At 70.1% G+C, this 23,074-nt stretch carries 23 protein-coding genes and 1 pseudogene; 14 read left to right on the top strand and 10 right to left on the bottom strand.

The window, feature by feature from the left end; all coding sequences use genetic code 11:
• Position 1: 1 nt before the first annotated feature.
• Both PROKR_RS24370 and PROKR_RS24365 read left to right on the top strand, forming a co-directional pair.
• A complete protein-coding gene (locus PROKR_RS24370) occupies positions 2-610 on the top strand; it encodes a TetR/AcrR family transcriptional regulator (protein WP_211240227.1) in 609 nt (202 codons plus the stop codon).
• Positions 611-730: 120 nt separating this feature from the next.
• The gene (locus tag PROKR_RS24365) at positions 731-1,576 is read left to right on the top strand and encodes a helix-turn-helix transcriptional regulator (RefSeq protein ID WP_036968825.1); all 846 of its coding nucleotides are present in this window, start codon (positions 731-733) and stop codon (positions 1,574-1,576) included.
• A gap of 43 nt (positions 1,577-1,619) precedes the next feature.
• Here PROKR_RS24365 and PROKR_RS24360 read toward each other — a convergent pair whose 3' ends face one another.
• Positions 1,620-2,216 carry a TetR/AcrR family transcriptional regulator gene (locus PROKR_RS24360; RefSeq protein ID WP_036968822.1) on the bottom strand — a complete coding sequence of 199 codons (597 nt, stop codon included), beginning with the start codon at positions 2,214-2,216 and terminating at the stop codon, positions 1,620-1,622.
• Positions 2,217-2,278: 62 nt separating this feature from the next.
• On the opposite strand from PROKR_RS24360, the gene PROKR_RS24355 reads away from it, so the two are divergent.
• Entirely contained in the window at positions 2,279-3,124 is an 846-nt protein-coding gene (locus PROKR_RS24355; protein WP_051433316.1) for an SDR family NAD(P)-dependent oxidoreductase, read from the top strand.
• Positions 3,125-3,177: 53 nt separating this feature from the next.
• Here PROKR_RS24355 and PROKR_RS24350 read toward each other — a convergent pair whose 3' ends face one another.
• Positions 3,178-4,056 carry a helix-turn-helix transcriptional regulator gene (locus tag PROKR_RS24350; protein WP_036968819.1) on the bottom strand — a complete coding sequence of 293 codons (879 nt, stop codon included), beginning with the start codon at positions 4,054-4,056 and terminating at the stop codon, positions 3,178-3,180.
• Positions 4,057-4,167: 111 nt separating this feature from the next.
• On the opposite strand from PROKR_RS24350, the gene PROKR_RS24345 reads away from it, so the two are divergent.
• Positions 4,168-5,229: a Kelch repeat-containing protein gene (locus PROKR_RS24345; RefSeq protein WP_211240226.1), complete on the top strand. Its 1,062-nt coding sequence runs from the start codon at positions 4,168-4,170 to the stop codon at positions 5,227-5,229.
• On the opposite strand, the gene PROKR_RS24340 is transcribed toward PROKR_RS24345, so the two are convergent.
• Both PROKR_RS24340 and PROKR_RS24335 read right to left on the bottom strand, forming a co-directional pair.
• Positions 5,216-6,472, bottom strand: a complete 1,257-nt coding sequence (locus PROKR_RS24340) for a sensor histidine kinase (RefSeq protein WP_084800656.1) — start codon at positions 6,470-6,472, stop codon at positions 5,216-5,218. The two genes, PROKR_RS24345 and PROKR_RS24340, sit on opposite strands and share 14 nt — an antisense overlap.
• 1 nt (position 6,473) lies before the next feature.
• Positions 6,474-7,133: a response regulator transcription factor gene (locus PROKR_RS24335; protein ID WP_036968817.1), complete on the bottom strand. Its 660-nt coding sequence runs from the start codon at positions 7,131-7,133 to the stop codon at positions 6,474-6,476.
• 155 nt (positions 7,134-7,288) lie between these two features.
• Between PROKR_RS24335 and PROKR_RS31005 the strand changes: the two genes are divergently transcribed.
• From PROKR_RS31005 to PROKR_RS24315, 4 genes are read left to right on the top strand one after another with little or no spacing between them, the layout of a single operon-like run.
• Entirely contained in the window at positions 7,289-7,804 is a 516-nt protein-coding gene (locus PROKR_RS31005) for a hypothetical protein (RefSeq protein ID WP_051433314.1), read from the top strand.
• Complete coding sequence (locus tag PROKR_RS24325; RefSeq protein ID WP_084800655.1) at positions 7,804-8,931, top strand: peptidoglycan-binding protein; 1,128 nt, start codon at positions 7,804-7,806, stop codon at positions 8,929-8,931. Before PROKR_RS31005 ends, PROKR_RS24325 begins: the two co-directional genes overlap by 1 nt.
• Positions 8,932-8,939: 8 nt before the next feature.
• Positions 8,940-9,647: an ABC transporter ATP-binding protein gene (locus PROKR_RS24320; protein ID WP_281171756.1), complete on the top strand. Its 708-nt coding sequence runs from the start codon at positions 8,940-8,942 to the stop codon at positions 9,645-9,647.
• Complete coding sequence (locus PROKR_RS24315; protein ID WP_051433313.1) at positions 9,644-10,879, top strand: ABC transporter permease; 1,236 nt, start codon at positions 9,644-9,646, stop codon at positions 10,877-10,879. The genes PROKR_RS24320 and PROKR_RS24315 overlap by 4 nt, the downstream gene beginning before the upstream one ends.
• Positions 10,880-11,065: 186 nt before the next feature.
• Here the strand turns inward: PROKR_RS24315 and PROKR_RS24310 are convergent, their stop codons facing one another.
• On the bottom strand, positions 11,066-11,821 hold the full coding sequence (locus PROKR_RS24310) for an SDR family oxidoreductase (protein WP_036968814.1): 756 nt from the start codon (positions 11,819-11,821) through the stop codon (positions 11,066-11,068).
• Positions 11,822-12,025: 204 nt separating this feature from the next.
• On the opposite strand from PROKR_RS24310, the gene PROKR_RS24305 reads away from it, so the two are divergent.
• Positions 12,026-12,550, top strand: a complete 525-nt coding sequence (locus tag PROKR_RS24305) for a hypothetical protein (RefSeq protein WP_036968810.1) — start codon at positions 12,026-12,028, stop codon at positions 12,548-12,550.
• 77 nt (positions 12,551-12,627) lie between these two features.
• Positions 12,628-16,110 (top strand): S8 family peptidase, encoded by a 3,483-nt coding sequence (locus tag PROKR_RS24300; RefSeq protein ID WP_084800654.1) that lies wholly within the window; start codon positions 12,628-12,630, stop codon positions 16,108-16,110.
• A 141-nt stretch (positions 16,111-16,251) separates the two neighbouring features.
• Here PROKR_RS24300 and PROKR_RS33060 read toward each other — a convergent pair whose 3' ends face one another.
• The gene (locus tag PROKR_RS33060; protein ID WP_157602625.1) at positions 16,252-16,416 is read right to left on the bottom strand and encodes a hypothetical protein; all 165 of its coding nucleotides are present in this window, start codon (positions 16,414-16,416) and stop codon (positions 16,252-16,254) included.
• A 232-nt stretch (positions 16,417-16,648) separates the two neighbouring features.
• The gene (locus PROKR_RS24295) at positions 16,649-17,446 is read right to left on the bottom strand and encodes an SDR family oxidoreductase (RefSeq protein ID WP_036968804.1); all 798 of its coding nucleotides are present in this window, start codon (positions 17,444-17,446) and stop codon (positions 16,649-16,651) included.
• Here PROKR_RS24295 and PROKR_RS24290 point away from each other — a divergent pair.
• The gene (locus PROKR_RS24290; RefSeq protein WP_245605956.1) at positions 17,445-17,993 is read left to right on the top strand and encodes a MerR family transcriptional regulator; all 549 of its coding nucleotides are present in this window, start codon (positions 17,445-17,447) and stop codon (positions 17,991-17,993) included. The genes PROKR_RS24295 and PROKR_RS24290 overlap by 2 nt on opposite strands.
• A 76-nt stretch (positions 17,994-18,069) precedes the next feature.
• Here the strand turns inward: PROKR_RS24290 and PROKR_RS24285 are convergent, their stop codons facing one another.
• Positions 18,070-18,858, bottom strand: a complete 789-nt coding sequence (locus tag PROKR_RS24285; protein WP_036968800.1) for a helix-turn-helix domain-containing protein — start codon at positions 18,856-18,858, stop codon at positions 18,070-18,072.
• Positions 18,859-18,986: 128 nt separating this feature from the next.
• Between PROKR_RS24285 and PROKR_RS24280 the strand changes: the two genes are divergently transcribed.
• Positions 18,987-19,742: an SDR family NAD(P)-dependent oxidoreductase gene (locus PROKR_RS24280; RefSeq protein ID WP_036968797.1), complete on the top strand. Its 756-nt coding sequence runs from the start codon at positions 18,987-18,989 to the stop codon at positions 19,740-19,742.
• Between the two features lie 242 nt (positions 19,743-19,984).
• Here PROKR_RS24280 and PROKR_RS24275 read toward each other — a convergent pair whose 3' ends face one another.
• Positions 19,985-20,614: a recombinase family protein gene (locus PROKR_RS24275; RefSeq protein ID WP_245605955.1), complete on the bottom strand. Its 630-nt coding sequence runs from the start codon at positions 20,612-20,614 to the stop codon at positions 19,985-19,987.
• Positions 20,615-20,830: 216 nt separating this feature from the next.
• On the opposite strand from PROKR_RS24275, the pseudogene PROKR_RS24270 reads away from it, so the two are divergent.
• Positions 20,831-21,256 (top strand): annotated as a pseudogene (locus PROKR_RS24270) (TrmH family RNA methyltransferase); the annotation flags it as partial.
• 55 nt (positions 21,257-21,311) lie between these two features.
• On the opposite strand, the gene PROKR_RS24265 reads toward PROKR_RS24270, so the two are convergent.
• Positions 21,312-22,127 (bottom strand): MHYT domain-containing protein, encoded by an 816-nt coding sequence (locus PROKR_RS24265; RefSeq protein ID WP_036968794.1) that lies wholly within the window; start codon positions 22,125-22,127, stop codon positions 21,312-21,314.
• Between the two features lie 292 nt (positions 22,128-22,419).
• Between PROKR_RS24265 and PROKR_RS24260 the strand changes: the two genes are divergently transcribed.
• On the top strand, positions 22,420-23,074 hold a 655-nt coding region (locus tag PROKR_RS24260), incomplete at its 3' end, for a siderophore-interacting protein (protein WP_084800653.1).

The raw sequence follows: 23,074 nt of genomic DNA, 5'->3' as shown, positions 1-23,074 counted from the left end.
AGTGTCAAGTGGCATGGGGTTGAGAGAACTGAAGGCGCACCGCACGCGTGCTGCGATCTTGTCGGTGGCACTTGAGCTGTTCGAGCGGCAGGGCTATGACGCCACCACGATGGAACAGATCGCGGAGGCCGCGGAGGTCGCGCCGACCACTCTGTACCGGTACTACCCGACCAAGGACAGCACCCTGGTCTCGCAGCTGATCCCCGAGTACGGGCGTCTGGCCGATGACCTGCGGGAGCGGCCGGCGCCGGAATCACTTGCGGTCGCGCTCGGACAGGCGCTCCACGCCCGGCTGCAGAAGGCGGACGACGACGCTCTGCACATCTCACGGGTGCGCCGGATGATCGACTCGGTTCCCGCCGCGCGTGCTCGCGTCTGGGACAGCTGGTACCAGGAGACTGCCCTGCTGGAGCAGGCGATCGCCGACCGGACGGGCGCGGACACCGGTGAGCTGTGGGTACAGATCACGGCGCGCACCTGCATGACGGTGCTGCAGATGGCGTTGGACATGCTCCGAGCGCCCGATCCGCGGCCCGCGGCCCAGTATGCCGACGAGATCATCCGGGAACTGTCCCGCTCCTCGGTCGTCTTGCCGACATTGCCCGACTGACCCGCGGGTGTCTCGTGCCGAGGGCTGCCGCTGGGGGGTATCAACGATCCGTGGTTCGCCGCGCGCTTGAACGGTAGAACCGGGGTATCAGCGCGGACGGTGGCGACGGAGGACAAACGCATGACGATCGATCGGGCCGGACTGGCCGAGTTCCTCAGTCGTAGGCGGGCGGCCTTGCAGCCGGAAGATGTCGGCCTGGTACGGGGTGTACGTCGCAGGACCAGGGGGCTGCGCCGGGAGGAGGTGGCGCTGTTGTGCAACATGTCGACCGACTACTACGCAAAGATCGAGCGGGAGCGCGGCCCCCAGCCGTCCGAGCAGATGCTCGCCTCCATCGCGCAGGGGCTGCATCTCTCGCTCGATGAACGGGATCATCTGTTCCGGCTGGCCGGGCAGAGCCCACCGCCGCGCGGACCTGCCAGCGGGCACATCAGCCCTGGGCTGCTGCGCATCCTCGATCGTTTGGTCGACACGCCCGCGGAGATCGTCACCGAGCTCGGTGAGACCCTCCGCCAGAGCCCGATGGGTGTGGCGCTCACCGGCGACCTGACGGTCTACAACGGGCCGGCTCGCAGCCTCGGCTACCGATGGTTCACCGATCCGGACACACGGCAGCGCTACGCACCCGAGGACCACCCCTACCTCACCCGCATGTACGCTTCCAGCCTGCGTCAGATCGTCACGCTCCGCGGGTCCGGTTCCCGAGCCGCGCAGCTCGTAGACCTGCTTCTTGCTGAGAGCGAGGAGTTCCGAACGACGTGGGACAAGCACGAGGTCGGCATCCGACCCAAGGACGTCAAGCGTCTCGTGCACCCCGAGGTCGGCACCCTGGAGCTGGCATGCCAGTCACTGGTCGACCCCGACCAGTCGCACAGCCTGCTCGTCTACACCGCGGTCCCCGGCACGGAGACCTACGACAAGCTGCAGCTACTGGCTGTGCTCGGGCCCCACGGACTCCATCAATAGCTGTCCGGGGGCGCCTGCAAGAGCCGCAGCTTCGCCAGAGGGGTCAGGCTCGGAGTGCGGCCACAGCCTGGTCGAACAGGTCCACGGGATCGCTGGTGCCGCCTGACTGGCGCCATGCCTCGACGGCGACGTCCAGGCAGGCGAGCGCCGCGGCGATGACGGCACGGGCTCGTGGGTCGGCTGTCGCGCCGGGCTCGACGCCCAGACGCCGTTCGATGTCCGGGGCGAGCAGCTCCTGCCAGCGCAGGTGTTTCTCGAGGTGTCGGGCGCGCAGCGATGGGGCCTCGGCGTACATGTCCGCGATCTGCAACGGGGTCGCGGCGTCGGTGGCCTGCTCCTGCAGGCCGATGAACGTCTCGCGGAGCGCTTCCCATGCTGTCTCCGTCGTGGGGCGGGCCTCAAGGGTCTCGCGCACACGCACCCCGAGCGCCTCGAGGTCGCCCATCACGACGTCTTCCTTGCTTGCGAAGTAGTGGAAGAACGACCGTCGCGAGATCCCGGCGGCAGCCGCGATCTGGTCGACGGTCGTCGCTTCGTAGCCCTGCTCCACGAACAGGCGCAGAGCCGTGCTGGTGATCTCGGCATGGACGGCCCTCCGTGTGCGTTCACGCAACGTCGGGGCAGCAGGCTGTGGATCCATGGGCTAATCCTACCCTCGGTACATCCCTTGCATTCGGTGCAACGAACTGCCTACAGTGCAGCATGACTTCCGTCGACTTCACATCGCAGACCACCATCGTGACCGGCGCCAGCTCCGGGATCGGCGCCGCCTTCGCACGGGCCCTCGCGAAGCGCGGCTCCGACGTGATCCTGGTCGCCCGCCGCCTCGACCGCCTCCAGGAGCTCGCGAGCGAGCTGGAACGCGACCACGGCGTGCGGGCCACCCCGATCGCCCTCGACCTCAGCGGGCGGGGAGCCGGCCAGGCCCTCGCGAACGAGGCCGCAACTCGCGGCCTCACCGTGACCGGCCTTGTGAACTGCGCGGGCTTCGGCACCGACGGGCCGTTCCACGAGGAGGACCCGGACCGGCTACAGGACGAGATCGCCGTCGACGTCGCGAACCTCGTCGACATCTCGCGCGCCTTCATCGAGCCGCTCCGGCGGGAGGGCCGAGGGATCCTGGTCAACGTCGCCAGCATGGCCGCTTACATGCCCGCGCCGGACATGGCCGTCTACGCGGCCTGCAAGGCGTTCGTGCTGAGCTTCACCGAGGCACTCTGGTACGAGTCACGGTCCAGCGGCCTGCGCGTGCTCTCCCTCGCCCCCGGGCTGACCCGCACCGAGTTCTTCGACGACCTTGCCAGCGGCGCCTACAACGGCAGCTACCAGACACCCGAGCAGGTGGTCGAGACCGGTCTGCGCTCCCTCGACCGCGGAAACCGCCAGCCCAGCGTGGTCTCAGGCCGGGTCAACACGATCACAGCGGGCGCCGGCCGGTTCTTCACCCGCCGTCGGGGTGTGATCATCTCCGGGCAGTTCGGCGCGCGCTCACGCAATGCCCCAGCCGCTGCACCCGCTCTCGCCGCACGCGGTCGAGCGGACCGATAGGGGGACCCACCGTTACGCCAGGCGGCAACGACTGCACAACCCGAATGATCGCCCTACTCGTGGACTGTCTGCGCCACGGACGGGGCGTCGAGCGACTGCGTTCCGATCACGGCGAGCAGCTCAAGCCGCTCGCCGGTGTCGGTACCGGGTGTGGGGGTGAACCAGAGCAGTCGTTGTCGGCCGTCCTCGCTGAACAGGTTGAGGCAGTTGACGTCGAGAAGGCCGAGCTGGGGATGGTTGATGCGCTTGCGGTCACGGCGCCGAAATGCCACGTCGTGCCTGGCCCACAGCTCGGCGAACTCTGCGGAGCCGTCCTGCAGCTCGGCGATCATGGACCGTGCCTCGGTGTCCTTGCTGCCCCGGCGGGCAGCCCCCGCGCGCAGGTCGGCGACGAAGGCCTGTGACTGAGAGTCGTGGTCGGCCTCGGGATAGATGGCCCGAGACGCCGGGGCCATGAACCAGCGGTAGGCGAAGCTGGCGTGCCTGCCGGTGAAGTGGGAGTGATCGCCCACGAGCGCGACGGCGAGCGGATTCTGGACGAGCGTCACGTGCAGGTCGGTGATCACCTTCGCGGGCGTCGAGGCCAGGCGGCCGAGCAGGTCCAGCATCCCGGGTTGCACGTGCGACGTCGCACCGCCCGCGGGGGGCACGGGCCGCTCGGCCAGATGGAAGAGGTGACGCCACTCGTCGTCCGTCAACCGCAGCGCCCGGCCGAGCGCGGCGAGCATCTGTTCGGACGGCTGGGAGCCCGCACCGCGTTCGAGCTCGTTGTAGTAGTCCACGGAGGCGCCCGCCAGCAGGGCGACCTCGTCGCGCCGCAGGCCGGGCACCCGGCGTCGCGGACCGGGAACCAGCCCGACGTCCTCGGGCCGGATCCGTTCGCGGCGCGAGCGGAGGAATGCGCCCAGCTCGGCGTACCCGGTGGCTCTCATGTCCCAAGTATCAGGTGAGCGGGGCCGCCGTCACAGGGGATGGCATCCCCTGGTTCGCGCTGCCAAGGTCCTGGAACGTGGGGTTCCCGACGAACAGACGGAGGATCCACCGTGACCAGACAGATACTCGCTCGCAGAACCCGCGCGGCCGTTGCCACGCTCGCCGTCGGCACGATGCTGACCACGGCGTGCACCGTTGCGCCGGCCTCGTCGTCCGAAGTGTCCTCCAGCCAGGCGGACTGGAAGAAGCGCGCGCCCATGGCGCTCGAACGGCAGGAGCTCTACCCCGAGGTCGTCGACGACCAGATCTACGTCGCCGGGGGACTGCTCAACCCCAACACCGGTGTGTCCGCACACTTTGACGCCTACGACCCCGTCGCCGACGCCTGGCACCAGCTGGCGACGATGCCGCAGGCCAGGCATCACATCGGCCTTGCCGAAGCGAACGGTTCGCTGTACGCCGTCGGTGGGTTCAGCGGTGGTTTTCCTCGGTGGCGGGCAGAGCCGGACACGTTCGTCTACTCACCGGAGGACGACACCTGGTCCACCGGCGTCGACCTGCCGGAACCGCGTGCCGAGTTCGTGATCGAGAGCGTGCGTGACCAGGTGTTCGTGATCGGCGGTCGGGTCCGTGAGACACCTCACGCCACGACGTTCACGACCCACGTCGACAGTGACAGGAACGAGATGTTCGACCCCGCCACTGGCGCGTGGACGCGGCTTGCTCCGGCTCCGACCCTGCGGAACAGCGCGGCGTCGGCCGTCTTGGACGATCGAATCTATGTGATCGGGGGCAGGGAGTTCTCGCTCGCAGAGGACGGTTCCGCTGTCCAGGAGAACGTCGCGACGGTCGAGGCGTACGACCCGGCCACCGACGAGTGGGAGACGGTCGCTCCGCTCCCCGAGGCGCGCGGTGGGGTGGCCGCAGCCGTGCACGACGGTTCGATCTACGTCTTCGGTGGCGAGCAGCACAACCCGGACCCACAGGTCTACGACGACGTCTGGCGGTACGACCCGGAAGCCGATGAGTGGACCGACGCGGGGAACCTGCCCACTCCGCGGCACGGCCTCGGCGCCGCCACCGTCGGTGATGTCATCTACACCTTCGGTGGGGGTACCGAGGTGGGCGGCAACTTCGCCAGCGCGCTCAACGAGGCGTTCACCCCGGAATAGGACCGAGCGAGGACGCCGCCGGCAGGTCGAGGTGCACCCGCAGCCCTCCCTCGGGACGAGGGTGCAGAGCGAGAGTCCCGTGGTGCGCGGTGGCCACGGCCGCCACGATGGCCAGACCCAGCCCGTGCCCGGAACCCCGGGTCGTCGAGCGCCCGGCGCCGCGGACGAACGGCTCGGTGAGGGACTCCACGGCGGCTGCGGCGACTCGCGGGCCGGAGTTGGTGACGGTAACGCGTGCCCGTGCACCATGGGTCAGGACGTGCACGGCGGCGTGCCCGCCGGGCAGGTTGTGCCGGATCGAGTTGCGCACGAGGTTGGTCGCGGCCTGCCGCAGCAGCACGGGGTCGCCCCGCACGGTGCACGGGGCGTACCCGGCCGTGAGCTCTACGTCGGCCGCTGCCGCCTCGTCGAAGAACTCCGCGACGACGCTCTCCACCAGGCCGGCGAGATCGACCAGTTCGCGTGTCGGGGTGCCCGAGTCGGCGTCGGCGAGGTCCAGGAGCGCGTCGATGGTCTCGATGCTGGCCTGATTGACCTCGCCGATGCGCTCCGCGAGCCGGCGTAGCTCGGCGCGTTCTGCGTCCGGGTCGGCCAAGGTCACGTCGATCATGGTCTTGGTGGTCGCGAGCGGCGTGCGCAGCTCGTGGGACGCATTGGCGGCGAACCGGCGGTGCGCGGTGAACGAGCGGTCCAGCGAGGCCAGCATGCGGTCGAACGTATCGGCAAGGCCGCGGATCTCGTCGTCGGGGCCGTCCAGGTCGATGCGGTGGTCGAGGGCGCCGGCCGAGGCGCGGGCGGCGGCTGCGTTGATGACGGCGAGCGGTCTGATGATCCGCCCGGCCACGATCCAGCCCACGGCTCCGCCGACCACGGCCAGCAGCACGAGCGCGACGACCGACGCGACCAACAGGGTGTCGAGGAAGTCGGCGACGGTCCTGATCTGGATGGCTACCCCGTAGTCGGTGGGCCCGGAAGGGCTCACCGGCGTGAGACCGGTCGAGCCCGAGGTCCCGGAGGGTTCGGCATCGCCCGGGCCCAGAGCTTGTGTCTCGATGATCTGGTAGTTGGGCACGTACCGCATGTAGAAGTACACGATCGTGATGAGCACGGTGCCGCAGCCGGTCGTCAGGGCGGCGTAGCTCAGGGTGAGGCGGGCCCGGATCGTCAGCCGACGGCGACGTCCGGCGACGGGGGGCGGGGCCAGGGCAGTCGTGCCGCGGTCCGAGAAGTCCGGGGCCGCCATCTCAGGCACCGAACCGGTAGCCGGCACCGGGGACGGTTTGTACGACCCGTGGCTCGCCCAGACGGCGGCGGAGGTTCGAGACCGTGACACGAATGGTGTTGGTGAACGGGTCGGCGTTGGCGTCCCACGCGCGCTCCAGCAGCGTCTCGGCGCTGAGCACCCCGCCGTCGGCGTTCATCAGCATCTGCAGCACGGCGAACTCCTTGGGGCTCAGCCGCACCAGCCGGCCGTCCCGGTAGACCTCGCGGCGGAACACGTCCAGCCGCACCCCGTGCCCTTCGACCACCGGGGGCCTGGCCGGCTGGCTGCGCCGCTCCAGCGCCCGCAACCGCACCACGAGCTCGGGGAATTCGAACGGCTTGAGCAGGTAGTCGTCGGCACCCAGCTCGAACCCGGAGACGCGGTCACCGATGGTGCGGGCGGCCGTGAGCATCAGAACGCGCACGCCGGGATGGTGCTCGGCGAGCTGTCGGCAGACCTCGTCACCGTGGATGCCGGGCAGGTCACGGTCGAGCACCACCACGTCGTACGTGTGCTGCTCCACCGCGGCGAGCGCTGCGCCGCCGTCGTGGGCCACGTCGGCGGCGATGGTCTCGCGGCGCAGGCCCACCCGGATGGCGTCGGCGAGGTAGGGCTCGTCCTCGACGATCAACACACGCACGAGCAACCTCCGTCGACGGGGACACAACAGGCCCCAGACAACCACACGCGATGTTGGGAAAAGATCAAGGTTTCTCTGAACTTCCTGACAACGGGTGCGCTGCTGGACTGCTCGGTGTCCACGGACCTCCCGTGGCACGACCCGAGGAGAACTCGATGCGTACGCACCGTCCCACCCGGCTGATCGTCGCCGCGCTGGCGATCCCCCTGCTGCTGACCGCGCTGACCGGATGCGGCCGCGGTGATGCCGACGCGTCCGGTCAGGACGACGGCTCGAGCAGCAGCTCCGACAGCCCGGCCTCCGACCGGTCGTTCGACGAGTACCAGCTCGACTTCGCGTCGTGCATGCGCGACAAGGGCGTCGACATGCCCGATCCCGACGAGAACGGCTCGATCCAGGCGCCTGCGGGCGACGGGTTCATGGAGGCCGCTCAGGCCTGCCAGGACGAGCTCGGCCTGCCGCCCGCCGCCCCGGGTGGCGGTCCTGGTGTGTCGGACGAGGAGCAGCGCGCCGAATGGCTGGAGATCGCGGCGTGCTTCCGCGAGAACGGCGTGGACGTGCCGGACCCGGGCCCCGGCGAGGAGCTCGCCATTCCTGCGGACGTGGCGGGTGACGTGTTCGAGACGTGTGCGCCGCAGGGCGTCCGCGGTTCCACCGGGGTGAGCAACTGATGGCGGAGGTCGACAAGCTCACCCGAGACGCGCCGTCCGGCGGCGAGCGTCCGCGCCGTCGACGTCACGCGCGCACCGTTGCCTGGATCGTCGTCGGCGTGGCGGCGGCCGGTGGCGCGGCGGCGGGAGTACATGCCTTCGCGAGCTCGGCCCAGCGGCAGGTCAACACCGCGCAGGTGTTCCAGGGCGACACTGACGAGGTGGTACTGGGCGACCTGGAGGGCAGCACCACCGCCGCAGGAACGTTGCGGTTCTCCGACCCGCGCGCGATCCAGTCGGCCCGTGCCGGAGTAGTGACCGGTCTGCCGAAGGCCGGCACAGTGGTGAGCCCGGGCGAACGACTGTACGGCGTGGACAACGTGTCGGTATTTCTGCTGAGGGGCGGTCTGCCCGCGTGGCGCGACTACGAGAGCGGCATGAGCGACGGACCCGACGTGCGTCAGCTCGAGCGGAACCTGCGTGCGCTGGGCCATCTCGACGAGCAGCCTGACGCCACGTTCACGTGGGACACCACCGAGGCGATCATGGACTGGCAGGAGGAGAACGACCAGACACGCACGGGCGAGCTCACGCTCGGATCGGTGCAGTTCGCCGACGGCGCCCTGCGGATCGGCACGCTCACCGCCTCCGTCGGCGACCAGACCGCACCCGGGGCCGAGCTGTTCGAAGCGACCGGCACCGAACAGGTCGTGAACGTGAACATGCGGCTTGCCGACCAGCAGCTCGCCGTGCTCGGCACCGAGGTGACGGTGCGGCTCCCCGGTGGCGAGGAGACCACCGGGCACATCACGTCGGTCGGCACCCCGACCGAGACGGAGGACGGGAACGGGCAGCCGCAGACCGTCATCCCCGTCGTGGTCGCGCTGGACGACCCCCAGGCCGCCTCCGCCTTCCAGGAGGCCTCGGTGACCGTCGACATCCCCAGTGCACGACGCGAGGACGTGCTCTCGGTGCCGATCGGCGCACTGATCGCCATCACGCCGCAGCAGTTCGGCGTGGAGGTGGTTGACGCCGACGGCGGCACCCGCCAGGTGCCCGTGGACACCGGCCTGTTCGCCGGCGGCCGGGTCGAGATCTCCGGCGACGACGTGGCCGCCGGTCAGCGAGTGGTGGTGCCGCAGCGATGACGGTACTGATGACCGCCCCACCTCTGAATCCGATCGTCGCGCTCGACGACGTTCAGCGCAGCTACGGCGATCCACCCGTGCTGGCCTGCGCCGGCGTGACCTTGCAGATCCTGCCCGGTGAGCTGGTCGCGATCGTCGGCCCGAGCGGGTCGGGCAAGTCGACGCTGCTCAACCTCATCGGCACGCTCGACCGACCCACCGCCGGCGTGGCCCGCATCGACGGCCTCGACGTGGCCGAGCTCGACGACCGGTCGCTCTCGGCGCTGCGCGCCCATCGGATCGGGTTCGTGTTCCAGCAGTTCCACCTCGCCGAGGGCGTCAGCGCCCTGGACAACGTCGCCGACGGGCTGCTGTACGTAGGCGTCCCTCGGGCGGAGCGGCGCCGTCGGGCCGTCGCCGCGCTGGAGCGTGTGGGACTGGGCCACCGGCTCGACCACCGGCCCAACGAGCTCTCCGGCGGCGAGCGCCAGCGCGTGGCGATCGCCCGTGCGGTGGTGGGCGACCCGCCTCTGCTCCTGGCTGACGAACCCACCGGGAACCTGGACAGCGCGTCGGGGGCCGCGATCGTCGAGCTGCTCCACGACCTCAACGACCAGGGCACGACCGTCGTCGTGATCACCCACGACGTGGACCTCGCCGCGCGGCTTCCCCGCCGGATCGCTCTGCGCGACGGGCGCATGGTGAGCGACACGCGTGCCCCGGGGGCGGAGGCATGAGCACGACGACGTCGGCTCGTCTCCCGGCCGCACCGTCCGGCACACGCCCGGTGCCCACCCGGTCCCGCCTGCTCGGGCGGGACGTGTTGCGGCTGGGCACCACAGGTCTGCGGGCCCGGCCCACGCGGGCCGTGCTGTCAGCGCTGGGGATCGCGATCGGCATCGCCGCGATGATCGCCGTCGTCGGTGTCTCGTCGTCCAGCCAGGCCAGGCTGAACGACCAGCTCGCCGCGCTCGGCACCAACCTGCTCACGGCCAAGGCCGGCACGAGCCTCACCGGTGAGCAGACCGCCTTGCCGCCGGACACGGTGAGCAAGGTCAGGCGGGTGGAGGGGGTCGTGAGTGCGAGCAGCACGGCGACCCTGGCCGAGCCGGTCTACCGCAGCTCGCTGTCGGACCCGGCCGCGACCGGCGGGATCACGACGATGGTCGCCGACCAGAATCTGCTCGGCGTGGTCTCGGGCGAGGTGAGTTCCGGCGTGTGGCTGAACCCGGCCACGGCCACCTTCCAGACCGTCGTGCTCGGCAGCACGGCCGCCCAGCGGCTGGGCGTCGTGGCGCCGGGTACCCAGGTCTGGCTGGGCGGCACCTACTTCACCGTGGTCGGCATCCTGCGGCCGGTAGCTCTGGCACCCGAGCTCGACTCCGCCGCGCTCGTGGGACACGAGGTCGCCGGCGACCTGTTCGGCTTCGACGGCAGCCCCACCATGGTCTACGAGCGGTCGGAGGACGACGCCGTGGAACAGGTCCGCGAGCTGCTCGCACCGACCATCGCCCCCGAGGCACCCGACGAGGTCGAGGTGTCCCGCCCATCGGACGCACTGGCCGCGCGGACAGCGGCGAACCAGGCGTTCACAGGCCTGCTGCTCGGGCTCGGCTCGATCGCGCTGCTGGTAGGCGGCATCGGCGTGGCCAACACGATGATCATCTCGGTGCTGGAACGGCGACGCGAGATCGGCCTGCGCCGTTCGCTCGGGGCCACCCGGGGGCACGTGCTGGCCCAGTTCCTGGCCGAGGCGCTCCTGCTGTCGGCGCTGGGCGGGGTGTTCGGCGGCGTCTTCGGCGCCGCCGCGACAGCGGTGCTGGCCGGCGTCAACGGCTGGCCGTTCGCACTCCCACCGGTCGCGGTCGTCGCCGGGGTAGGCGCGACGCTCGTGATCGGGGCGGTCGCAGGGCTGTACCCGGCGGTCCGCGCCGCCAGGACCCCACCCACGGCGGCGCTGAACTCCTGACCGGATCAGGCCGGGCCGGGCGCTGCTGTCTCACGCTGACCTACGCCTGCCGGGGTGCCGGTGCGGCCGGTCGACGTCGATGGTGGCCTCGCCACGACCCGGTTGCGGGGCTGAGCACGGGGCCGGTCCGAGGACGCGGGATGCCGTGGCTCTCGGCGGTGTCGCTCAGGGCAGGGTCCGCGGTGGTCACTGGACCGCGCCGCCCGTGACGACGAGGGCCTGGCCGCTGACCCAGCCTGCCAGGTTGCCGGCGAGGTACTCGGCGGCGTCGGCGGTGTCCTCGGGGGTGCCGCCGCGTCCGCCGATCGGGCGCAGCTGGGCGTTCATCTGGTGGAACTCGTCCCCTTCGACGACGTCGGTGAACACACCGGCGCCGGCGGTCGCGGTGGGCAGGATGGTGTTCACGGTGATGTCCCGCGGGCCGAGCTCCAGCGCGAGGATCCTCACGAGGTTGGCCGCAGCCGTCTTGGACGATGAGTACAGCCCCATTCCGGGGTAGGGGCTGAGGGTGGTGCTCGACCCCACGTAGATCAGCCGGCCGCCGTCGGAGATCAGCTTGGCTGCCTTGATCAGGGTGAAGACCGCACCCTTGGAATTGACGGCGAACACGCGGTCGAACTCCTCCTCGGTGACCTCGATCGCAGGCTGGCCGATCACCTCACGCCCTGCGTTGGCGACGACGATGTCGAGGCTGCCGAACGTGTTGATCGCGGCCGCGAACAGCCGGTCCAGGTCGGTCAGCGACGACGCGTCGGCCTGGACGACGATCCCTCGGCCTCCGGCGTCCTCGACCTCGCCGAGCGTGCGGCGTGCGTTGTCCTCGTCCGTGGAGTAGTTGATCACTACGCTCGCGCCCATCGAGGCGTACCGCAGCGCGATCGCCCTACCGATCCCGCGTGCCGAACCGGTCACCACGGCGACTTTTCCTGTCAGGTCGGTCATCTTTCCGCTCCCTTGTCTCTTTCGGGCCTGTCTGGCTGTGGCATCGATCCTTGATGGGCGGCCAAGGCCTATCCAGGACCTCCCGATCACAGGCTGGTGAGGTCATCTCCCCGATCGCGAAAGTGGTGGCTGCCCGGACTCCACATCTCTGCGGCGAGCGGCGTCTTAAGGGGGCAAGCCCATCCGACTCTCCTGGAGACCCAAGTGACCAGCACCCCCAGCACCTCCCGCTCCAAGACCTTCCGCCTCACCGCCATCGGTGTGGCGGCCACGACCCTGTGCGTCGGCAGCGCGGGCTTCGTCGCGGCGGCCAACCCGGCCTCGGCCTTCGGCCAGGCGGTCGGCACCGCCGTGCACGCCGCAGGCGTCGACTGGTCCGACATGCCCGCGGGCTACACCCAGGCGCAGTACGAGGCCTTCTGGGGTGCCGAGTACAGCGGTGAGGACCTGGTCGAGCTGCAGGCTCTGTGGTCGCTCGACGAGACCGAGACCAAGTCCCGCGCCGGCCAGATGATCCTCGACGGCGAGCAGCTGCCATTCGAGCCCGGCGCGCACACCACGCCCAAGCCGTCGACGGAGGAGATAGCCGCGAATCAGGCCTACATCGACTCCGGCCACACGTCCGAGGACCTCGCTGCGTTGAGCGCCCTGTGGAACGTCGACGAGATGGAGGCCAAGGTGCGCGCCGGAGAGATCTTGCTCGCTGGCAAGGAGCTCCCGCTGCCCTGACCTCGCGCATCCCCACGCTCCACCGCACCTCACCCCCGCACGGCCCGGCAACGCCCCAGTGAGACAAGGAACGAGACATGCACAGCAGATCAAGAGCATCGATGGCGGTCGCGGTGGTGCTGAGCGCGACCACCGCCCTCGGCGGGTACGTCGCGGCGAGCGCGGCATCGCCCACGGCGACGTCGACGGCTGACGAGACGTCGTCGGCCCGGGGCCACGAGACCGCTTCGCCGGCCCGGACCGTCACCCTCCTGACCGGCGACCGGGTGATCGTGTCCACGTCCTCGGACGGGCGCCCCACGGCGACGGTCCTGCACGGACCGGGCCGCGAGAACATGGTCGTCAAGCAGCAGGCAGCCGACGACGCGCTCTACGTCATACCGGCCGACGTGGCTCCGCTGGTGCCGGACGTCCTGGACCGCGACCTGTTCGACGTCGTGAAGCTCGCCGACATCCAGGACGACGAGGAGCACCAGACCGACGTCCCGGTGATCCTGGCGAGTGCCGGGGGCGCGTCCGCACAGGCGCGGTCCACGGAGCCGACGACACCGGGGACCCAGCCGGACTGGGGCGTGCTCGGCGTGGAGCCGGAACGCAGGCTGGAGTCCATCGACGCCGTCTCCGCCCTGCTCGACACGGGCGAAGCGGGTGACCTGCTGGACGCCCTGCGCGCGGTCCACCCTGGCGAGGGGGCGGGCGCACGCGCCATGGCTCGCGCCGCCGCGGACCGCCTCCCGGCCTCCGTCGAGAGGGCAGCCGACGACATCGCGCACGTGTACCTGGACGAGCCGGTGGAACCGACGGACGCCGACTCGATGCCGCAGATCGGCGCTCCGCCCGCCTGGGACGCCGGGTACACCGGCGAGGGCGTCACGGTCGCCGTGCTGGACTCAGGCGTCGACCCGACCCACCCCGACCTCGACCAGTCGATCGTCGCCAGCCGGGACTTCACCGGGTCCGGTGACGTCACAGACCCCTCCGGGCACGGAACTCACGTTGCGTCGATCGTGGCCGGTTCGGGCGAGGCGTCCGGTGGTGTGAACCGCGGCGTCGCGCCAGGCGCGGAACTGCTGGCCGGACGTGTTCTGGGCGGGGGCAGCGGCGTCGACTTCGAGTCCACCGTCATCGCCGGCATGGAGTGGGCCGCCGCAGAAGGCGCGGACATCGTCAACATGAGCCTCAGCGTCGGCGTGACCGACGGCACCGACCCGGTCGCCACCGCCGTGAACGAGCTGACCGCGCAGTACGACACGCTGTTCGTCGCCGCTGCGGGCAACTACCACGACCACGGCTCAGTCAGGTCTCCCGGTACCGCGGACGCCGCCCTCAGCGTCGGCGCGGTCGATGAGAACGACGCGACGGCAGTTTTCTCCAGCAGGGGCCCGCGGGTGGGCGACGGCGCGATCAAGCCGGACGTGACCGCGCCCGGCGTGGGCGTCGTCGCGGCACGGGCCGCCGGCACGAACATGGGTTCGGCAATCGACGAGTGGTACACCTCGGAGCACGGCACCTCGATGGCGGCTCCGCACGTGGCCGGGGCGGCCGCCGTGCTGAAGAGCGCGCACCCCGAGTGGGGCGCCGAAGAACTCAAGGCACACCTGATGGGCTCGGCCCAGCCGGCGCCGACAGGCACGACGGTCTGGGACGAGGGTGCGGGCCGGGTCTGGATCCCCGGCGCGCTCGACCTCCCAGTCACCGCGCAGCCGGCCTCGCTGTCCTTCGGAGCGGTGGAGAGAGGCAGCGACGAGTCGGTCACCAAGTCGCTGACCTACACCAACCCGTCCGGCCAAGACATCGAGCTTGCCCTCGCCATGGACTTCCGGGGGCCGGACGGCGCGCCGGTGGACGGCGCGGCCACCCTCGGCACCGAGTCGCTGACCGTCCCGGCAGGCGGCACTGCCTCGGTGGACGTCACCCTCGACACCTCGGTCGGGGCGCTGGGCCGGTATTCCGGGGCGGTCACCGCGACGGTCGTCGGCGGGGCGTCCGACGGCGAGACGGTACGCACCGCGCTCGGATACGAGAAGCTGCTCGAGCGGTTCGACCTGACGATCCGGACGGTCGGCCGGGACGGCGAGCCCCTGGCCGGCTGGTCCTCGCTCGCCCTGATGAATCTTGACGACCGTACGCGGTACGGCGAGTCCCTCGACTTCTTCGACGGCGAGATCACGGTGCGAGTCCCCACGGGGACCTACGGCGTCACCGGCGCGCTGAGCGAGGGCGACTACGACGCGTGGCGGTTCGACGCCGTCACCGGTGTCGCAGACCCCGACGTCCGGGTCACGGAGGACACCACCGTCACCCTGAGTGCCGAGGGTGGGATGCCGGCGTCGGCCAGCACGCCGAAACCGGCGGAGGCGGTCCGGACCGCTTTCAGTTACCTGATGCACGACGAGCACGGATACAGCAGCATCTACCCCCGCGACTTCTCGGTGTCCGGCGACACGAAGCTGTACTTCGTCGGCACGGGACCGGCCACGACCGGCGAGGTCAGGCTGATGAACCTCTTTGCGCTGCAGGAGCCCGTCGAATCGGGGAACGAACCCGCCTACACCTACGATCTTGCCTTCCAGCAGCTCGCGGTCACCGACGTCGCGTTCGAGGTACGCGGTGAAGAGCTGGCGACCATCACCACCGGCTACGCTCATGCGCCGGAGGGCGCCTCGGTATCGACGTCCTGGTCCGCGAACCTGCCAGGGTTCAACGCCAGCTTCGGGCTCGGCAGAGTGGTCGCCCCGAGCACGACCCGGACCGAGTACGTGCTCGCGGGAGATATCGAGTGGGTCAAGGACGTGGGCTACTTCGCCGAGACGGACGATGGTGACATCGTCGACTACGGCGGGTACGAGTCCAGGCTGGGCTCCTACGCGGCGGGTAGCCGGTCCGCGACCGTCTACGGCGGCGCCGTCCACTCCAGCACCGCGCAGGTCAGGGACATCGTGGAAGACCTCCTGGTCACTGTCTCCGGCTGGACCGACGGAGACGAGCACTCGAACAGCCTGTGGGGCGCTGACCACCAACTTCGACTGTGGCAGGACGGGAGGCTGGTCACCGACACCCAGGACGTGCAGATGTTCGTCCCCATGCCGCAGGAGCCGACGCCGTTCCGCCTCGAGTACTCGGGCACCCGGGACGACGGCTGGCCCACCGGCCCGCGGGTGACCGGCGCCTGGGAGTTCACCGCCGGCCCCGCGGGCGAGGTCGATTCCCTGCTCCCGCTGCTCGACGTCGACTACGACGTCGAGGGGCTCGCCCTGGACGGGACGGCGCCGCGTAGGACCAAGCTCACCGTCAACGCGAGCGTGCCCGACGGCGGGGACGGCCCGGCAGCGACGTCGGCCCGGATCCGCTGGTCGGCCGACGACGGCGCGACCTGGCGCCGCGCCGAGGCCAGGCCGAAGGGCAACGGCACCTTCGTGGTCACCATCGCGGCGCCGCCAGGCACCGAGCAGATCTCGCTCGACGTCGAGGCGTCGAACCCGCAGGGTTCGGTCCACGAGACGACCATCGGTGCTTACCTCGTTGGCGAACCAGTCGAGGGCCGCCAGACCGGCGACTGAGTCGGAGATCGGACGCGGCTGACCAGGTCTCTGACCTGGTCAGCCGCGTCCGTGCGCCTGGTCAGGCGGGCATCTGAAGCTACGAGTTCAGCTCACCGTGGCCAGTAGGCTCTCCAGGCCGTGGACCATCACCCCGTCCCGCTACCACGACGGCCCGTCCAGCTCGGTCGATATGAACTCCCCGAGCAGCCCGCGGACGGCGATCTTGGCAAAAAGGCACGTCGCGAATGCTCCGATGGCCGGTGACGTCGCCCAGATCGTCCGGACCGCTGAGCTGAGCAGGCGCGAGTAGCTCAGCGCGGACATCCCGGCCCCCGGACCCGTAGCTCAGCCGCGCGGCGAGCACGTGACCTGGGTCGCGCAGTTGCGCAGTGCCGACTGGGCGAGCATCATCCGCTACCGAGTGAGGTAGGCGAGTGGCAGCACGCCTGCCACCTGGCGGAAGTATTCCGCGAGTGACGGCCGTGACATGGCAGCCGCTGGGTGCTGCTGTCTCAGGCAGGCCGGGCGTGGCAGATGACGAGCATGGTGCCATCGGTCACACAGCCTGAAATGAGCCGCCGTCGATACGGAAATCCGACCCGGTGATCCAGGCGGCTTGGTCGGAGACCAGGAAAGAGATGAGGTCGGCGACCTCGGCAGGTTGCCCTGGGCGTCCCAGCGGGATGCCGCGGACCCATTCTTCGAGAATCTGCGCACCGGGATCGTCGGGGGCGCCGTGCGTAGATCGTGCGAGCAGCGCGGAGACCGAGTCATTGGCGATCAGCCCGGGGGAGATCCTGTTGACGCGGACACCGCGCCCGGAGAACTCATTGGCCAGTGCTTTGCTGTAGGTCGACAGCGCCGCCTTCGCCGCCTCATAGGGGGCGTCGGGGCCGACCGGGAAGTAGGCGCCCACCGACGTGACGTGGATGATCGCGCCGCTGCCTCGTGCGATCATCTCGGGGATCACCGCGCGGTCCAGGCGGACCGAAGCCAGCAGGTTCAGCTGGATCGTCCGCTCCCAGATGTCGTCCGATGCCGACAGCAGCCCGTCAGGTGGTGGGGTACCGGCACCGACGTTGTTGATCAGTACGTCGATCCCGCCGAGCAGATCGGTTGCGGCGGTAGCAAGCTCGGCGCAGCCGTCTGCTGTACTGAGGTCGGCTGAGACGAAATGCACTGCGGGCGGCAGGTTCCCGGGATCTTTTCTGGCTGCCGCGACGACCGTCGCGCCGGCGGCTGCGAGCCGGGACGCGACTGCGCGCCCAACTCCTTTGCTGCCGCCGGTGACAAGAACGCGGCGACCGCGCAGGCCGCCCGACTCGTGGGCTGTCGTCATGATTGGCTCGGGCATGCTGTTCCTGTTTCTCGAAGAAGGTAAGTGGGCGCCGGCCACGACCGCGGTCTGGCCCCTTGTCCGCGGTGCGGTCGCCATGTCCCGAACGCTAAACTGTGACACCAGTGTCAAGGTCAACATCAGAGATGTTCGGAGAAGCGCGGTGCGGATCGGGGAACTCAGCGCGGCCACGGGTGTAAGCAGTCGCTCCCTGCGCTACTACGAGCAACAGGGCTTGCTGCGAAGCCGCCGGAGGGCCAACACCTACCGGGAGTACGAGCCGGACGCGGTAGAGCAAGTCGCCTTCATCCAAGACCTGTTCAGCGCGGGCCTGTCCTCCCAGGTCATCCGCGACAGCCTTCCGCTGGCGGGACACACACACGCGGAAGCGGACTGCTCAGCACTTCTCACGCGGGTCCGCGAGGTTCGTGAGGAACTTGCCCGGCAGGAGCAGCGCCTGGCACAACGCCGGCAGACCCTCGACAGCTATCTGGCCGGTGAAGCGACACCCCGCGGCATACTGGCCGCGTCTTCCCAGCAAGCCGCGGGCGGTACGACGGACTGACAGGCCGGCGCCGCCCACCGGAATTCGTCAAGGCGTGCAAGGCGCTGTCGACAGTCTGACCGCGACATGTTCCGGCTTACACGATCGGCGCGTAGATCACTACCCAGTGGTCGCGCTCGGCGTCGTGCAGCATCTCGCTCTGGAAAGCCAGCCAGCCTCGGGTCGGGTGGTGCACGTGCTTCTCGCCGGACCGCCCGAGGGAGACCTCGCCCTGCGACCAGTGGTCCCGGAAGGTCGCGCTGTTCGCCCCGAGCTCTTGGACGAGGGACCGGAGGTGGTCGTCGTCGGGGTACCGGCCGATCGCCGAACGGAGCTCGGCGGTGGCCCACCGGGCGTACCGGTGGGCTCCCTCGGCCCCGAGCGCGCGATGTGCGGCGGCTGTGAAGCCGTGCTGCACGATGTTGCGCCGGTACCGGCCCGTGCCAGTGATCGGTCCGAGCAGCTCGGTCGCGGCGGCGTTGCGCGCGATGACGTCCAGCTTGCCGTCGTGGACGGTCACGGGGACGGTGTCGTCGAGGCCGTCCAGGAGGCGGAGGAGCCCGGGTCGGACCATGCTGTCGGGGGCCGACGGCTCGGGCGGCAGCTCGCCGGCGAGGCGGAACAGGTGGTCTCGCTCGGCCGTCGTGAGGCCGGTGGCCCGGGCCAGCGCGGTGAGCACCTCCCGCGACGGGCGCGGCGCCCGTCCCTGTTCGAGGCGGATGTAGTACTCGACCGAGATGCCGGCGGCCTCGGCGAGCTCCTGCCGGCGCAGGCCGGGCACGCGTCGTCGTGACGCCCGCCTTTCGGCCGGCTGCCCGGGGGCCGTCACCATGGCTCGCCGGTCCCGCAGGTACGCCCCGAAGTCCGTCCTGATCCCTGTCGGCATGATCCCAGTATGCCGTCGCGCTCGTCGGGTGGTCTTGGCGGTACCACGTTCGAGCGGGTCTTCCCGGCTGCCGCGAGGTCACGCAGAGTCGTCATCTGACAAGCCGCATAAGACAAAGGAGAGGCCTCGTGCCCACGCATCGCATCGCACTCGTCACCGGAGCCAACCAGGGCATGGGCAAGCAGGTCGCGAAGGAGTTGGTCTCCGACGGGGTCACCGTGTTCGTCGGTTCCCGCGACCTCGGCCGTGGGGAGAAGGCGGCCGCCGAGATCGGCGACGGCGCCGTCGCGCTCCAGCTCGACGTGACCGACGCCGCCTCGATCAAGCGCGCCGCCGACCAGATCCGGCAGGAGGCTGGCCGGCTCGACCTGCTCGTCAACAACGCCGCCATCTCCACCGTCCGCACCGACGTCCAGGACATGGAGGATCTGCGCGCGCTCGCACAGCCGAGCGTCGTCTCCCTCGACGAGGTGCGGGCGGTCTGGGAGGTGAACGTGCTCGGCGTCCTGGCGGTGTACCAGGCCATGCTGCCGTTGCTGCGCGAGTCGGCGGACGCGCGGATCGTGAACGTGACGAGCGCTCAGGGCTCGCTCACGACGATGGCCGATCCGGCCTTCCCGTTCCACAAGACCTTCGAGCCGGTCTATTCGGCGTCCAAGTCCGCGCTCAACGCCGTGACGCTGTCCATGATGATCGAGCTGGAGTCGACCGACATCAAGGTCAACCTCGTCTCGCCGGGGTTCGCGAACACCGCCCTGGTCAAGTTCCAGGGCACGGAGTCGGTCGAGGACGCTTGCCGCGAGGTGGTGCGCGTCGCCCGGCTCGGGCCGGACGGACCGAGCGGCACCTTCACGCTCTGGGAGGGCGTGGACCTCCCGTGGTGATCATGCCGTGCCGGGCTCAGGCGGCGTAGGTGTAGGGATGTTCGTCGTCGGGGCCAGGCTGTGGGCGGGCTCGATTGCTACCTCTCTGGCACCCCGATCGCGTGCGGGCCCGCTTCGCGGCCGGTGACATGCGCGCGGCGATTGCCGCGCGCATGATCGTCGTCGCAATAACCTGGCCGGGCTCTCGCGCAACGCGATAGTGCCTCGGTTCGGCGTGCTCGGCGACGTCGGCGGCGACCTAGCTATCCCGCGCCGGCCGACAGGGCTGCGTCGTCGACACGAGAGGGCTCGCCCTGTCTGCATTCCGTGGCGAGGACGTTGTGCACCGTGCCGACCGAGACACCGATAGATCGCGCGATGGCGCGGATCGGCTCGCCCTGCTTGCGAAGCGACAGGATTCCGGCGTGCCTGTCGTCGTTGACCACTGTCGGTCGGCCGCCAACATCACCGCGTTCGCGTGCCGCTTGCAGACCGGCCTTGATCCTCCGGCTGAGGAGCCTGCGACGCAGTTCGGCGATGTCTCGGCCCTGGTCCAGGAAGAGCGATCGTTCCGTGTGATCGCCGGCCGCCATGCCTTCGAGGATCTTGACGGCCACTCCCTGCTCGATCAGGTCGTTCAGCACGTCCAGGCCCTCCAGCATGCTCTGGGCGAGATGCTTGGCCGTCGTGACCACGAGCATGTCGCCTGGTCGCAGATGGTCCAGTGCGGCCAGGAGCTGTGGGCGGTTCTTGATCAGGCGCCGTCGGCTCACCTTCTCCTCGAAGACGCGTGCGCAGATCGGGCCCAGCAGCTCGTGCTGCCGTTCGACGTCCCGGGCATCGCCGGTGACCCGCACCAAGCCGATGAGCGTCACCGTGACCGCAGCCTCCATGACGAACATCCATTCCCGGGCTGGACGATACGCGTCGGCGACGACATCGACAGGACCAAGGGAGCCTTTTGCAGAGGTTTTCTCGAACGCAGTGGAGCCGGCGCGCGCATACCCACGGACGCCGTCGCCCTAGAAGCCCAGAGAAAGGCGAGTCTCCGCCTGCCCGGCACACTCGCGTCAACATAGGTGCCGCGCCTCTCATGCGGCCCCGCGCGTATTGTGACCGTTCTCAACGTGGGTGCCGCCTTCCGGAGCGCCGCGGCCCTCGGCGTGGACGCCGTGCTCGTCTCGCCGCGCTGCTCCGACCCGCTCTACCGGCGGTCGGTGCGCGTGTCGATGGGCACCGTGTTCCAGGTGCCGTGGACCCGGGTCGAGGAGTGGCCCGCGGGGCTGCACGGGCTGCAGGAGGACGGGTTCACGGTCGCGGCGCTCGCGCTGACCGACGACTCGATCACGCTCGACGAGCTCGTGGCGAGCCCGCCGGAGAAGCTCGCCCTGGTGCTCGGCACCGAGGGGGACGGCCTGACCAGGGGCGCGGTCGAGGCCGCCGACCTGGTGGTGCGCATCCCGATGGCGGGCGACGTCGACTCGCTCAACGTCGCCGCGGCGTCCGCCGTCGCGTTCTGGGCCACGCGGGTCTGACGCCGGAGCGGAGCGCTCCGAAACGAACGGGGCCACACCGGCGTCAGGCGCCGCGTCACAGCAGCTGGGACCGCCGGGCCGCCGCGTTCTCGCGCTGGAGCTCGTCCTGCCGGCCCTGCCAGCCCTTGAACTTCTCCTGGGCCTCCATCTCCTGGGGGCTGGGCGCGAGCCCCACCACCAGGAGCATCATGATCGTGCTGATCGTGACGCCGATGATGAGCGGTCCGAGCAGAGCGCCCACCCCGATGCCCGAGGTGACCTGGACGATCGCCTCCGTCTCCTCCGCGCGCATCGCCGCCATGCCCGTGTAGTGCATGCCGGATACGGCGATGCCCATGATGACCGTGGCGATGGCGCCTGCCGCGACGGTGTGCACCTTGGCGGAGAGCCAGAGCGCCGCGGTCGCCGCGACGACCGCGATGATCACGGAGAGCACGACGGTGAGCGTGTCGTAGGTGATCTCGACGCCCACGTGCAGGGCGCGCATGCCGAGGTAGTGCATGGCGGCGATGCCGAGCCCGGTGACCAGGCCGCCGGCCAGCAGCGCGATCGGCCCGACGCCGGCGGCGCGCACGATGAACAGGCCGAGGCCCACGACGACGATGGCGAGCAGGCCGCTGGCGAACGTCAGGGGTACGTCGAACCGGGTCTCGGTGCCGCGCACGTAGAACCCGAGCATGGCCACGAAGTGCATGGTCCAGATGCCGGTGCCGCCGATGGAGATCGCGCCGAGCCCGAGCCACACCTTGCTGGCGAAGCCCTGGGCGACGCGCGCGCGGGCGGTGCAGGTCAGGCCGACGGCGCAGCCGGCGCACGAGAGCAGGAACGAGAGGATGGGTGTGACCCAGCCGAGCGCGAAATGGTCGATCATGATGTCGTTCTCCAGCGAATGCAGGGGTGTCTGGGGTGATGATCCATTCGCTGACCGGGGGGACGTCGAAGCGGTGCGGATCGTCGCCAAGTTAGCCCGTCTATGCGATGACATGCACCGTTTGTGCAGGGCGAATTTTCCGGGCGAGGGGGTGATCTTCTCGTGCCCGGACACGTCGCCTCCCGTCGTGTCCTCCTGCCTGCCCAGCCCCGTCGGCGGTGTGACGCACGCCCCGTCCCGCGTTCCGGAAGGGGTGGAACAGGCCCGGCAAAGTTAGGTTAGGCTCACCGTCGTGACCACCAAGACCGAGGGGCTCGACGTCAAGCCCTCGCGAATGTTCGATGTCCAGGTCGCGCGCGTGACGCGCCTGTGCCCGTCCTTCGTTCGCTTCACCTTCACGGGGCCGGACCTGGACAAGTTCGCGGACAACGGCCGCGACCAGCGCATCAAGCTGCTGCTCCCGTCGCCCCAGGGCGGCTGGGACGCGCTGCGCCGCGACGACCCCGACTGGTACGCCGCCTGGCGCATGCTCCCCGACGAGCACCGCAACCCGATGCGCACCTACACGGTCCGCACGGTGCGCCAGGACCTGCGCGAGGTCGACGTCGACGTCGTCATGCACGGTGACACCGGGCCGGCGTCGCGCTGGGCGCTCAACGCGGCCGCCGGCGACCCGCTGGTCATCATGGGCCCCAACGCCGAGTACGACGGCATCCACGGGGGCGTCGAGTTCGCGCCGCCGACGTCCAGCCACGCGCTGCTGCTGGCCGGCGACGAGACCGCGGTGCCCGCCATCGCCGCGATCTGTGAGTCCCTGCCCGCGGACGCCGTGGGCGAGGTCTTCCTGGAGGTGCCGCACCCCGAGGACGGCTGGCAGCTCGGCGCGCCCGACGGCGTGCGCGTGCACTGGCTGGCCCGCGACGGCCGCGAGCACGGCGACGTGCTGG

Origin of the sequence: Promicromonospora kroppenstedtii DSM 19349, assembly GCF_000515355.1 — a bacterium.
Lineage (GTDB): Bacteria > Actinomycetota > Actinomycetes > Actinomycetales > Cellulomonadaceae > Promicromonospora > Promicromonospora kroppenstedtii.
This window is presented reverse-complemented; position numbering and strand designations above follow the sequence as displayed.

What these genes read in the sequence shown, in the direction of transcription:
- PROKR_RS24360 (WP_036968822.1), bottom strand. Translation starts at nt 2,216, where the DNA reads ATGGATCCACAGCCTGCTGCCCCGACGTTGCGTGAACGCACACGGAGG.
- PROKR_RS24355 (WP_051433316.1), top strand. Translation starts at nt 2,279, where the DNA reads ATGACTTCCGTCGACTTCACATCGCAGACCACCATCGTGACCGGCGCC.
- PROKR_RS24365 (WP_036968825.1), top strand. Translation starts at nt 731, where the DNA reads ATGACGATCGATCGGGCCGGACTGGCCGAGTTCCTCAGTCGTAGGCGG.
- PROKR_RS24295 (WP_036968804.1), bottom strand. Translation starts at nt 17,446, where the DNA reads ATGCCCGAGCCAATCATGACGACAGCCCACGAGTCGGGCGGCCTGCGC.
- PROKR_RS31005 (WP_051433314.1), top strand. Translation starts at nt 7,289, where the DNA reads ATGCGTACGCACCGTCCCACCCGGCTGATCGTCGCCGCGCTGGCGATC.
- PROKR_RS24300 (WP_084800654.1), top strand. Translation starts at nt 12,628, where the DNA reads ATGCACAGCAGATCAAGAGCATCGATGGCGGTCGCGGTGGTGCTGAGC.
- PROKR_RS24350 (WP_036968819.1), bottom strand. Translation starts at nt 4,056, where the DNA reads ATGAGAGCCACCGGGTACGCCGAGCTGGGCGCATTCCTCCGCTCGCGC.
- PROKR_RS24310 (WP_036968814.1), bottom strand. Translation starts at nt 11,821, where the DNA reads ATGACCGACCTGACAGGAAAAGTCGCCGTGGTGACCGGTTCGGCACGC.
- PROKR_RS24320 (WP_281171756.1), top strand. Translation starts at nt 8,940, where the DNA reads ATGACCGCCCCACCTCTGAATCCGATCGTCGCGCTCGACGACGTTCAG.
- PROKR_RS33060 (WP_157602625.1), bottom strand. Translation starts at nt 16,416, where the DNA reads ATGTCCGCGCTGAGCTACTCGCGCCTGCTCAGCTCAGCGGTCCGGACG.
- PROKR_RS24265 (WP_036968794.1), bottom strand. Translation starts at nt 22,127, where the DNA reads ATGATCGACCATTTCGCGCTCGGCTGGGTCACACCCATCCTCTCGTTC.
- PROKR_RS24285 (WP_036968800.1), bottom strand. Translation starts at nt 18,858, where the DNA reads ATGCCGACAGGGATCAGGACGGACTTCGGGGCGTACCTGCGGGACCGG.
- PROKR_RS24290 (WP_245605956.1), top strand. Translation starts at nt 17,445, where the DNA reads ATGCTGTTCCTGTTTCTCGAAGAAGGTAAGTGGGCGCCGGCCACGACC.
- PROKR_RS24325 (WP_084800655.1), top strand. Translation starts at nt 7,804, where the DNA reads ATGGCGGAGGTCGACAAGCTCACCCGAGACGCGCCGTCCGGCGGCGAG.
- PROKR_RS24275 (WP_245605955.1), bottom strand. Translation starts at nt 20,614, where the DNA reads ATGGAGGCTGCGGTCACGGTGACGCTCATCGGCTTGGTGCGGGTCACC.
- PROKR_RS24315 (WP_051433313.1), top strand. Translation starts at nt 9,644, where the DNA reads ATGAGCACGACGACGTCGGCTCGTCTCCCGGCCGCACCGTCCGGCACA.
- PROKR_RS24340 (WP_084800656.1), bottom strand. Translation starts at nt 6,472, where the DNA reads ATGGCGGCCCCGGACTTCTCGGACCGCGGCACGACTGCCCTGGCCCCG.